This is a genomic window from Coprococcus aceti (genome assembly GCF_025567285.1).
GTDB lineage: Bacteria > Bacillota > Clostridia > Lachnospirales > Lachnospiraceae > Coprococcus > Coprococcus aceti.
This window is the reverse complement of sequence record NZ_JAOQJT010000013.1, coordinates 72,202-83,594: the sequence shown is the minus strand read 5'-3', so window position 1 is coordinate 83,594 and position 11,393 is coordinate 72,202. Positions and strand designations below refer to the sequence as shown.

Below are 11,393 nucleotides of genomic sequence, written 5' to 3'. Positions count from 1 at the left end.
ATACAATTCAACACACATCATTTTAAACTCATAACTATAACGCATAAAAATACCCTCCTTACTGGTTGTCCAGTAAAGAGGGTACATATCAGATATCGGCGTTTTCTATTCCGATATCAGCAGAGTTTTCTATATATTTTCTACATATTCTTCTATATCTAGTTGTTGGCTGCGTTGTCCACACCTATTACTACGACAATGTCTGCACCTGAAATGTCAACATCTGAAGCAACAGATGAGTCAATATCTGATCTGTCAGCCGTTGCCGCTCCACCCAGAAGGCTTACAAGTCCGCTCACATCATATGAATCTGATGTGTAGATAACTGTTGTTGACTGATCTCCGTTGTCATATGTTCCTATATCTACTGATGTGTATCCATCCGCTGTGAGTGTTGTCTGCCATGTAGCTGCCACACCTGACACGCCTGATGCGTTGAGCACTACTACTTTTGCATCCTTGCCATTTCCTGCATTTGCATCCTCTGTTGAAGCGTCCTGTGAGCTGTCATCCGCTGATGTGTCTGAGCTGTCTGCAGCATCGCCTGAACCTCCAAATGTAGGATCTGACGGATCTGACTCCTCAGTCACGATGCTTGTCTTATTGCCCGTGTCCGATGCGTCTGATTTCTTGCTCTTGCTGACGGTTCGTGCAAGCAGTACGAGCATGACAACTATAGCCACTGCAAGTATGATAACCGCTGCTCTGAGCATTGTATCTAAGAATAATTTCATTACTTTCTTACCCATTATATAGCCTCCATCTCAATATAAATGTATATTCTCATTTGTTAACAAAAACAACTAGAGTATACCAAAGTGCTTTTTTATTTTCAACATTTAATTCGCATGATATACTAGAATTAAATTTTTGTTCACAAATAGCGGAGGTACAGATTTGAAAACAGCGATAATAATTGGCGCCTCGACAGGCATCGGAAGAGCGACAGCACTGGCGCTTTCAAGCAAATATAACAGCATATCTATCACTTCATTCAAACACAAAGAAGAGCTTCTCTCTCTGAGAGACGAACTTATGGCAAAAGGCTGCATCTGTTACTGTGAGACCGGAGACGCCGGGGATATGGAATTTATGGAGAAGTTTATACAAAATACCATAGATCATCTCGGCAACGACATCGATCTCCTCATCAACAATGCCGGCATATCTTATGTGGGGCTTATAAACGATATGACCGCACAGGATTTTGACAGAACCATGAAGTCAAATGTATACTCGGTTTTCAATAGCTGCCGACTCGTGGTTCCTCACATGATCCAGCACCACAAAGGACACATAATCAATATCTCATCCGTGTGGGGAAATGTCGGTGCGTCGTGTGAGGTCGCATATTCAGCCTCCAAGGGTGCTGTAAATTCCTTCTCAAAGGCTCTTGGAAAGGAGCTTGCTCCAAGCGGTATAACTGTCAACGCCATAGCATTTGGCGCAATTGACACCTCCATGAACGGTCATCTGTCACCGGAGGAACGCCAGATGCTGGAGGATGAAATACCTGCAGGAAGAATGGCCATACCTTCTGAAGCGGCAGATTTCATTGTGCACATTGCCGAGTGTGGAGAATACCTGAATGGTCAGGTGATCACATTTGATGGCGCATGGCAATAGGTGCTTTTCATCAAATTTTACAACAGTATAGGCAATTTCGTCCAAATTTCTATTGCTTAATTGTATATATTGCATTAGAATATTTTATATATGTTATAGAATCGGGGTTATAAAATGGGATTTGGATTTGGGAAAAAGAAGAAAAATATTTCATCGGACACAACTCCCGCCGCCGCAGATATCAAGACTACTCTTGACGAGGACGGCAATGTGGAGATTGTTTCCAAAAACTTCAAGATGAAGCCGACACAAAAGCTGGCGGAGCAACCATCCAGTGAAGGGGACACTTGGATCTGCTGGGGATGCGGACAGCCTACGGATCAGGATATCTGTCCTGTCTGCGGTAAGAAACGCACAAAGTAACAACTCACACACACAAGGGGCTGTGAAAAAACTCGATTGAGTTTTTTCGCAGCCCTTTTTTACTTTATTGCAATGCGGTCACTGCGCATCGCTTACATTTATTTTCTCTACACTCTGCTAAAATGTGATTCCAAGAGCATTTATTATGAGTCCCCACGCAAGGCCTGCAGCATACAGCACCACTGCTATCCTTATATTCTCCACAGGTCTATGCCTGTTCATCCTAAAGAGCACCACAAGGCCTACTCCTGCACTCACCAGAAGTCCTGACATCATAGCACCCGCGCTGAGTATTCCCTGAAGATACAGCTCGGTTATTATGACTGATGCCGCACAGTTAGGAATAAGACCCACCAACGCTGCTGCCGCCTCTCCAAGCACAGGCACATCATTGAATATGCGGGCTATGGATTTCTCTCCTACAGCCTCTATGATCACATTTATCACAAGTGAGAATATAAATATAAATATCGCAATCTTTGCAGTGTGCACCAGAGCAGATCTGAATATTCCACCCTCGCAGTCGCAGTGTTCCTGTTCGCACACCTCATGGATATTCTTCTCTCCCAAATGTCCGTGGTCGTGACTGTGCTCATGGACATAGTCATGCACATGTCCCTTTCCTTTCTTCTCAGCAGCATCCTTATACACTATATTCTGTGTATGTATGGAGCTTTCTGCCGCTTTTGCAGTGTCACTGTGCACATGTCCGCCATGGTGTTCGTGTTCATCATGTCCGCCATGTCTGTGGACTGGATCTATCTTCTTTACCTGGACCGGCTTTCTCAGTCTGTCCAGCACAAATCCTACTATATAGCCTGTTATTACGGCTATGACCGCCTTTGTCGCAAGGATCTTCACTATTGTCCCCGCGCTTATCGCGTCATTTGACAGCATGATCGGCAGCATCTCGTCCGAGGTTGACATGAACACGGCTATGAGCACGCCCGCCCCTATCACGCCTCCGCTGTACAGGTTGGATGCCATAAGTGAAAATCCGCACTGTGGCACTATTCCCAGCACTCCGCCAATCAATGGCCCAAGCTTCTCTGCCTTTCCAAGCACATGTGCCTGTCGGCCTGCAGTTTTTCTCTCAAGCCACTCCATGACCACATAGGTGATGAGCAGAAACGGGATGAGCTTCACCGTATCAAACAGTGCATCCTTAAATGAATCTATAAGCAATTCCTTCATATTATAAAACACTCCTTCTCAGATCAGCACTCGTAGATATTGTACCCACAATTGTCCTGACTGAATCCAAAATACTCCTCGTTGGTCATATCCATGAAATAGCTGCATATCACCCTGCATATTCCGTTATGGCAGACAAACAGTACCGACGAATCCGGATAGGTCTCGCGGGTTTCAATTATAAGATCGTACGTTCTCCTGGCAATATCCATCATGGATTCTCCACCAGGATATCTGTATGCGAACATTCTTTTATTGTTCAGGAAATCCCTGTCGTCCCTCTGGACACCCTCATACACACCGTAATCCTGTTCTATAAGCCTTTCATCCGTAAGTACCGGCAAATGCTTTCTCTCCGCCACCGCTCGTGCTGTCTCCTGTGCCCTGGAGAGCGGCGATGCTATTATCACGTCAATAGAGCAGCTATCCAATCTCTCTGCAAGGAGCTGTGCCTGCTGAAGTCCTTTATCTGTAAGAGGGGAATCTGTCCTGCCTCAGACCTTATTAAGTCTGTTCCATTCCGTCTCTCCGTGTCTTGCAACATATAACTTCATATGTTTTCTCCTTCCAGTCATATTGAATATCTGCTCTTTCTCCCAACTGTGTATTAACTACAAAAATCTCATGTCTTTATAATATTAAGCATTTTTGCAAATTAATCAACTGTTTTCGGCTATTAAAGCGTCTGGAATTATCTTCTATATGCTCATGCTGTCTGAGCTCGAACTATTGTCTTTGTTCTGTGAACTGCCATTTGCGCTGTCATTCTGCCCATTATCTAAATCACCATCCGGTCTCTGCATATTTCCATCATCTGAATTGCCACCTGGTCTCTGCATATTTCCATCATCTGAGTTGCCGCCCGGTCTCTGCATTCCGCCATTATCTAAATTGCCGCCCGGTCTCTGCATTCCGCCTGAGCCCTCGCTGTATGTAATATCATCCAGTATAAATGTACTGCTCTGGTCACCGACAGTCAAAGTGTAGTTATCCCCCTGTTTCATGTCTGATGTGCTGATAACAACCGAGTTAAATTTCTTGTCCGCCTTGTAGCTGAGCACTTCTTTGCCATCGGAATCGGTGAGTGTGATCGTCTCTCCGGCGTCTATCCACTCGTCAAAGTTGACCAGAGCCGAGCACTGTGTGGACTCATCTCCAAATCCCTGTGCCATACCAGAACCACCTACAGCCACGATCTCGCCGCCTGTTATCGCAGCACAGATTCCGTAGTCCATCGCGCCATTGCCATTGTCCGAAGGGCCGAGTACATGTACGCTGCCTCCTGTAATTCCAATGTAGCCATTGGAATCTATTCCATCACCGTTGGCATTTATATTTATCGTTCCTCCTGTTATAAGAATATATGCATCACTGTCGGCATCCATGTCCACTCCGTCCATACCCGGGCCGCCTCCAAAACCATCATGGTTGTCTCCCGAGCCTGAGCTGCCTCCAGCTGCATTGAAGCCGTCATCACTGGATATCACATCTATATCACCGCCAGTCACAAGGATCTTATCCCCCTCTACCCCCTCACAACTCTTAGATACATCTATATCTCCACCAGTTATTATCAGAAGTCCCTCCGCATGGATCGCGTCATCGCCAACCGATATGTTGATATCTCCGCCTTCTATATATACATATCCATCCTGCTGGTCGTCATTTCCCGCATGTATACCATCCTCATCACAACTCAGGTTAAATGTTCCATCCGCAATTCTCACGCTATCCTTGCCGTTCAGGCAGTGGTCCTGACTGTATATGGTATAAGTGCCGCCTGTAACCACCAAGTCATCCTTGGACACGATTCCATGTCCCGTGTTATCCTTGACCGTCAGGCTTCCAGTGCCATTAAGTGTGAGATCACATTTGGCAAATATCACAGCGTCCACATTATTGTCATCCGTCTGGATGTAGTCTCCGGATACCGTAAGACTGTTCCCTGCCCCTTCCGCCAACGTAACAAATACCTTGTCAGCGTTCTTTGCATATATAGCCGCATAGTCCGCAGCCATGATCGATACTCCGTCAAGTACAAGTTGAACCTTATCATCATCGCCCGCATCCACCACGATGGTGCCGTCTGTGAGTGTCCCTGACAGAACGTATACACCGGCCGCTTTGATAGTCACCACTCCATCCTCGATCTGAACATTTGAACTATTACATGCGGCTGTCTTTCCCGATAATGTTATCTTTACAGCCTCGCTCTCATCATAGTTTCCCGCCAGATCCCGCTTCGTGAACATATCTGTTATATCTATAGCCGCATCGCTCATGGCTTCATCTATAGCCGCCTGCATTTCCTCCACAGTCATCTCTGTCTTTACACTGGTATTCTCTGCATCCGCACTGCCATTTGGGCTTTCTTTATCAGCGTCCGTCTCTGTGCTCACATCACTTGTCACCTCAGTATCAGAAGTCGAGCTTGTGCTCTGGCTGGTTGAACATCCGGCAAGCATTGCCATGCACATGGCCGCTGTCAACCCTATAGCCAGACATTTGCGGATTCCCGCTATATGTCTCATATATTTATTCTTCCTCATACGATCATCTCCTTACTAAGTATCTGCCTTATCAACTGACTTCTACAATGTCATGTCCCCCGAATCCACCTGCGCCAGCATGATCTCAAGGTTGCCATTTCTCACTCTGAGCTTATCTATCATATCCTTCTGATTTGTGTGCTTCTTAAGCTTCACCACATATGTAAGCTTGAACAGGCTTCCCATGTTGGTCGTCTTCACATTTATCAGTCTGTAACTGTCTGTACAGTCGGCAAGTATCTCATCAAATGCCTCTGTATAGTCGAGATTTTCAGGCACGGTGATCTTCAGGGCTCTCTCTTCATCCCTTCCGCCGCCAAATCCAGTAAGGCTGCAAATGAACATCGCTCCGCCTAGTATGGCGGCAAATAATACTGCATATCCTATAAATCCCATTCCGGTCACAAGTCCTGCTCCCATCGCAAGGAATATGGCGCATATCTCCTTTGCCGAACCTGGAACCGATCTGAACCTTACAAGGCTGAATGCACCTGCCACAGCAACACCCGCGCCAACATTGCCATTTACCATCATGATCACCACGCACACAACCGCAGGTATAAGTGCCAATGTCACCAAAAAGCTCTGTGTATATTTACTCCTAAACGCGTACACCCCTGCAAGGAATACGCCTATCACAAGAGATACCGCTATGCAGATCAGAAACTCCTGCACCGTTATCGTTGTCGCCGTTCCAAATATACTGTCAAATAATCCTGTCATCTTCTATCTCCTCCTGTCTATGTTTGCCACTTTATCATTTAAATAATTCGTCTTTTTTAGTTTCTGGCTTTAAATGTATATGATCCACTTATGTCAGCCTACCATCTGTTTATACGCCTCTCCATACTTTGAAAATGACGTCTTGTATGCTCCATACTTTGTCAGCAGATGTGACAGCCACAGCGGGAACCCGCCTGACATCTTGATCTCCATCAACACCTTATATTCTGGTATGACCTTGTGCCCATATGGTTCTTTCTGAAGTGTCAGATCGTCATTCTGCCACAGTATATTGTAATCAAACGTGATCCTGAGCTCCGGATCATCTATTCCTTTGTAGGAATCTCTCTCATACGAGAGAACCACCGCAGGCTCCAGATCCTTGTACACCTGCATGAAGTAATCTATCTCCCTTCCTATCTGACAATCCTCGTGCAGCGGCTGACCGCCCACCAGATAATCCATGGCCTCCTGTTCATGCACCTCCAGCCTCCTTTTGTACACAACAGATTTGTATTTCTTCTTAAGCTCAATAAAAACCTCTGAATCGTCATCCGGGACTCCATAGCTTCTGAGCCTGAGCTTCTCTTTGTAAACCGGCTTTTCTATGGAGTCTCTGATGAGCCTGCGGGAAGGAGTGTCAAAATATATGTTAATGATCTGGCTATGCGCAAACCTGTCCGGCTGCATATACCTTATCATTTCGCTCATTATCTGCTCGTACTGTTCTCTATCTAACATGTACTTAAGTTCATATCTTTTAAACGTGTTGTCTGCCATAAGCATCATCCTTTCTTGTCTTATCTCCTCTTGATGATGCTATAATAGCCTGTAAAACTTAAACGAACTTTAAATATAAAAAATTGTCTTCGGTGACTCCTGTTGGTGTGTATTCTCTACGTTGTATATCCAATCGGTAGTGCCGGCGACCGAACTTTGACGCTTCTGTGCCGCCGCAGAGAGCTAGGCGCCCTTATCGTGCTTGGCGCGGCGTGCACGATGGAAGCAAAGTCAAAGTGAGGGTAGACAAACGTGATTGTATATACAACATAGAGATTACACCAACAGAAGTCACCTAAGACAACCGCAACGCAAAAACGCCCATCTGCGGATCACTCCACAGATGGACGTCTATAGTCTTATATTATAATCTTATGTCTAGTTGATTTGAAGATGTGGCTCTCGTCAAATGCTTATGATTAGCAAACACCCTGAGCAAGCATAGCGTCAACAACCTTCTCGAAGCCGGCGATGTTAGCACCTGCAACATAGTCTGCGTTTCCGCCAACTGTCATGTCGTATCTCTTTGCTGCATCTGAGATGTTAGCGTAGATTGTCTCCATGATTCCCTTGAGCTTGCCATCAACTTCCTCGAATGTCCATGAAAGTCTCTCGCTGTTCTGGCTCATCTCAAGAGCTGATGTAGCAACACCACCTGCATTTGCAGCCTTACCACCAACGAAGAGAACACCATTCTCCTGAAGGTACTTAGTAGCCTCAAGAGTTGTAGGCATGTTAGCGCCCTCTGTTACTGAGATAACGCCGTTTGCAACAAGCATCTTAGCATCGTCAAGGTTAAGCTCGTTCTGTGTAGCACATGGAAGAGCAAGGTCACACTTGATTGACCATACGCCGTGATCATTTGCATCCTTCTTTACATGGTACTCAGCTGATGGTCTAGCAGCAGCATAAGCATCAAGACGTGCTCTCTTAACTTCCTTAACTTCCTTAAGAAGTGCAACATCGATTCCTTCTGGATCGTAGATCCAACCTGTAGAATCTGAACATGTAACACACTTAGCACCTAACTGATGTGCCTTCTGGATTGCGTAGATTGCAACATTACCAGCACCTGATACTGCACAAGTCTTGCCTGCGATATCAATGTCATGATCCTTTAACAGTGCGTTTGTAAGGTAAAGCAGTCCGTAACCAGTAGCCTCTGTACGAGCAAGTGATCCACCATATGTAAGTCCCTTACCTGTGAGAACTCCCTCGTATGATCCACGGATTCTCTTGAACTGACCGAACATGAAACCGATCTCTCTAGCGCCTGTTCCGATATCTCCAGCTGGAACATCGACATCAGCACCGATATACTTGCAAAGCTCTGTCATGAAGCTCTGGCAGAATGCCATGATCTCTCTGTCTGACTTACCCTTAGGGTCGAAGTCTGAACCACCCTTACCACCACCGATTGGAAGTGTTGTAAGTGAGTTCTTGAAAACCTGCTCGAAACCAAGGAACTTAATGATACCAAGGTTTACTGATGGGTGAAGTCTGAGACCTCCCTTGTATGGTCCAATGGCATTGTTGAACTGTACACGGAAACCTCTGTTGACCTGTACCTGTCCGTTGTCATCTACCCATGGTACTCTGAACATGAGCTGTCTATCTGGCTCTGTGATTCTCTCGAGGATAGCATTCTTTCTGTAAAGCTCCTCATTTGCCTCGATACAAGGTCTGAGTGAATCAAGAACCTCTGTTACTGCCTGTAAGAACTCAGGCTGATCTGCATTCTTCTTCTGTACTATCTCGAGTACTTCATCAACATATGACATAGTAAAAATCCTCCTAAACTGATTATATATCGTGACCTGTTAATTATTTCCTGACCACGCTCCCTATTATAGTATAGGAAATTAAGATTGTAAAGAAAAAACTTGTGAAATCTAAGTATTTTTTTGTTTTTGCTTAATTTTCCCCTGTTTTTATCAATTAAGCTTATTATTTATAAACATTCTTCTTGTTTTGGGGTATTTCCCGCTGAGTTAAACGTCTAAAGTCTTTTCGACACAGTTTTCACTTTTTACTTCTTCTCCTCATCGTGGTGAAGATCATTCTTCCAGTATCTGCATCTGTGCTTTACATTTGTGGAGAATACGATCTGAGTCTTTGTCTTGCCAAATCTCTGAAGTTCACCAACAAAATGATCGAGATCTGCTGTTGTCTTGAAACGTACCTCAATGAGCATTGAGTAATCTCCTGTCACACAGTTGCACTCCACAACATTTAACACGCTGTCTATATATGGATAGAACTCAGCCTTCTGCTCAGGTGAAACCTCCAGATTGATAAACGCCTTGATATAATGACCCATAGCCTCCGGGTTGAGCTTGGTCGTAAATCCCTCAAGCACGCCCTCGGCAAGCATCCTGTCTATTCTTGTTCCAACTGCTGTAGGTGACATGGACACCTCAGCGCCTATATCCTTGAGTGATACACGTGCATTGTCCTGAAGCATGGCAAGTATCTTCTCATCCACCTCATCCAGTCTGTAGTATATCAGTTCTTTCTTTTCCATAAGATGTCTTCTCCTTCTCACTTTCTAAGGCAATTACAATATTATCCTACATAACCGCAATTGTCCTTTTCCCTATTCAAGCACCTTATCTCGTGGTGCAACTTGTGTTTCACAATCATATTAGCATATTTACTTAAGATTATAAATGTGTAGTGTCATTATATACCCTGCTCTGCGCAAATTACAACCTGATTTTTATGTATATTTACCGTTATACCCAACCTGGATTTTTACCCATAAGTTTTCGTCATTTTACGATATAATTATCCTCAAGCCAGTGCGCCACCCCATCCTCATCATTTGATGATATAACCGATGTGGCATACCTTTTTAGCTGTTCATCAGCATTTTGCACTGCGTAGCTTTCGTCAGCAAGTTCAAACATATCTATATCATTCCTGCCATCTCCAAAGGCAACCACCCTGTCGCATTCCAGAAGTTCCTGCAACTGTTTTATTGCATTTGCCTTAGATGCTGCAAACGGCATGATCTCCAGCCATTGTTCATCTGTATAAATGTCTTTCTGATATACACAGTGAAATTTATCCTTATACTTATCGTACAACGATTTTAATTTTTCCGGACTGTCAATGCAGGTTATGTAGAAAATATCTCCCACTTTCAAGTTCTCTGCTGACTTTACGATATTTGTCCTGACATCCCCCTGCCTGCTGAGCAGGAATTTCTTCATACCATCTGTGCACAGCTCCGGAACATACGAAAATTTCTCCTTGCCATCTATCCGCGCATACACTATCGGAAATATCTGATTACCGAACAGATCGTCAAGCACTGATCCTACCGATTCATCAAAGTAATTTGCAGCAAGGACTTCACCGGTAACATTGTCTACGATAAACGCCCCATTGTATACGATCAGTGGAATTTCTGCCCGCAGTCCGCTTGTCACCTTCTTAGCTGTGATAAGGGAGCGCGCCGTGGCATAAGAGAATATCATTCCTCTATCTGTCAGATTATTGATTACACTGTTTGTATACTCGGATGTGGTCTCATCGCTGCGAAGAAGCGTACCGTCCAGATCTGATACATATAAAGTTTTCATGTTGTCACCCACCTATCACAATTTTTCTGCAATACATACTATATTTCTACAACTCACACATTTTCATACAACGTGCATTATTTCTTATAATGCTTTCGTTTTCCCACAATTCACTCGATTTCCTACTACCCACTAGATTTTCAATTTTCTACTACATACTAGTTTCCATAACACTCTATCTTCTGTACAGGATTTCCACATCGCCGTCCACGAATCCAGCGGCAACAGCCTCGTACTTCTTAAGTTTCTCAGCATATTTTCCTTCTGTGAGATACTTTCTGATCATCTCACAGGAAATATCAAGTATCTTCTCCCAGCCTACACCCTGCTGCCATTCGTACAGATCTTCCCCTGTCGTGAACTCCTCGTAACAATTCCAGTCCTCGTCCTCCTCGTCAAAATAAGTTGAACTTATCAACTGGATCGACCAATGCAAGTCCACCTCTTCATATATATTGAAGTTGATCGCCACCCCCGGCAGCGGCATATTCTCATCTAAAATTCTGTCTAACCATTTTGCAAATTCATCATACATAACTAATCCCCCGTATATAAAACAAAGCTGATGTGA

Annotated in this window: 11 protein-coding genes and 1 pseudogene; 2 read left to right on the top strand and 10 right to left on the bottom strand. The window is 44.5% G+C overall.

The genetic code is table 11. From position 1 onward, the window contains the following. Positions 1–158: 158 nt before the first annotated feature. Positions 159–749: a LytR C-terminal domain-containing protein gene (locus tag OCV54_RS13770; protein ID WP_015533996.1), complete on the bottom strand. Its 591-nt coding sequence runs from the start codon at positions 747–749 to the stop codon at positions 159–161. Between the two features lie 148 nt (positions 750–897). On the opposite strand from OCV54_RS13770, the gene OCV54_RS13765 reads away from it, so the two are divergent. Further along, positions 898–1,626 carry an SDR family NAD(P)-dependent oxidoreductase gene (locus OCV54_RS13765; protein WP_055224594.1) on the top strand — a complete coding sequence of 243 codons (729 nt, stop codon included), beginning with the start codon at positions 898–900 and terminating at the stop codon, positions 1,624–1,626. A 114-nt stretch (positions 1,627–1,740) separates the two neighbouring features. Continuing rightward, positions 1,741–1,989: a hypothetical protein gene (locus OCV54_RS13760; RefSeq protein WP_015533997.1), complete on the top strand. Its 249-nt coding sequence runs from the start codon at positions 1,741–1,743 to the stop codon at positions 1,987–1,989. Positions 1,990–2,106: 117 nt separating this feature from the next. Here the strand turns inward: OCV54_RS13760 and OCV54_RS13755 are convergent, their stop codons facing one another. The 9 genes and pseudogenes from OCV54_RS13755 to OCV54_RS13715 all read right to left on the bottom strand — a co-directional run bounded on the left by OCV54_RS13755 (position 2,107) and on the right by OCV54_RS13715 (position 11,357). Then, complete coding sequence (locus tag OCV54_RS13755; RefSeq protein ID WP_055147183.1) at positions 2,107–3,183, bottom strand: putative manganese transporter; 1,077 nt, start codon at positions 3,181–3,183, stop codon at positions 2,107–2,109. A gap of 23 nt (positions 3,184–3,206) precedes the next feature. Further along, positions 3,207–3,665, bottom strand: a pseudogene (locus OCV54_RS13750) (histidine phosphatase family protein); the annotation flags it as partial. 216 nt (positions 3,666–3,881) lie between these two features. Continuing rightward, entirely contained in the window at positions 3,882–5,732 is a 1,851-nt protein-coding gene (locus OCV54_RS13745) for a carbohydrate-binding domain-containing protein (RefSeq protein WP_055224593.1), read from the bottom strand. A 42-nt stretch (positions 5,733–5,774) separates the two neighbouring features. Further along, positions 5,775–6,455 carry a DUF4956 domain-containing protein gene (locus OCV54_RS13740; protein ID WP_055224592.1) on the bottom strand — a complete coding sequence of 227 codons (681 nt, stop codon included), beginning with the start codon at positions 6,453–6,455 and terminating at the stop codon, positions 5,775–5,777. A 93-nt stretch (positions 6,456–6,548) separates the two neighbouring features. Beyond that, positions 6,549–7,235, bottom strand: coding sequence for a polyphosphate polymerase domain-containing protein (locus tag OCV54_RS13735; protein ID WP_022216902.1), 687 nt, complete (start codon positions 7,233–7,235; stop codon positions 6,549–6,551). 419 nt (positions 7,236–7,654) lie between these two features. Then, the gene (gene gdhA / locus OCV54_RS13730) at positions 7,655–9,016 is read right to left on the bottom strand and encodes an NADP-specific glutamate dehydrogenase (protein ID WP_022216903.1); all 1,362 of its coding nucleotides are present in this window, start codon (positions 9,014–9,016) and stop codon (positions 7,655–7,657) included. Between the two features lie 248 nt (positions 9,017–9,264). After that, entirely contained in the window at positions 9,265–9,759 is a 495-nt protein-coding gene (locus OCV54_RS13725) for an Lrp/AsnC family transcriptional regulator (RefSeq protein WP_015534003.1), read from the bottom strand. 247 nt (positions 9,760–10,006) lie between these two features. Then, entirely contained in the window at positions 10,007–10,822 is an 816-nt protein-coding gene (locus OCV54_RS13720; protein WP_055224591.1) for a Cof-type HAD-IIB family hydrolase, read from the bottom strand. Between the two features lie 175 nt (positions 10,823–10,997). Next, on the bottom strand, positions 10,998–11,357 hold the full coding sequence (locus OCV54_RS13715; RefSeq protein ID WP_004851321.1) for a hypothetical protein: 360 nt from the start codon (positions 11,355–11,357) through the stop codon (positions 10,998–11,000). Positions 11,358–11,393 lie beyond the last annotated feature (36 nt).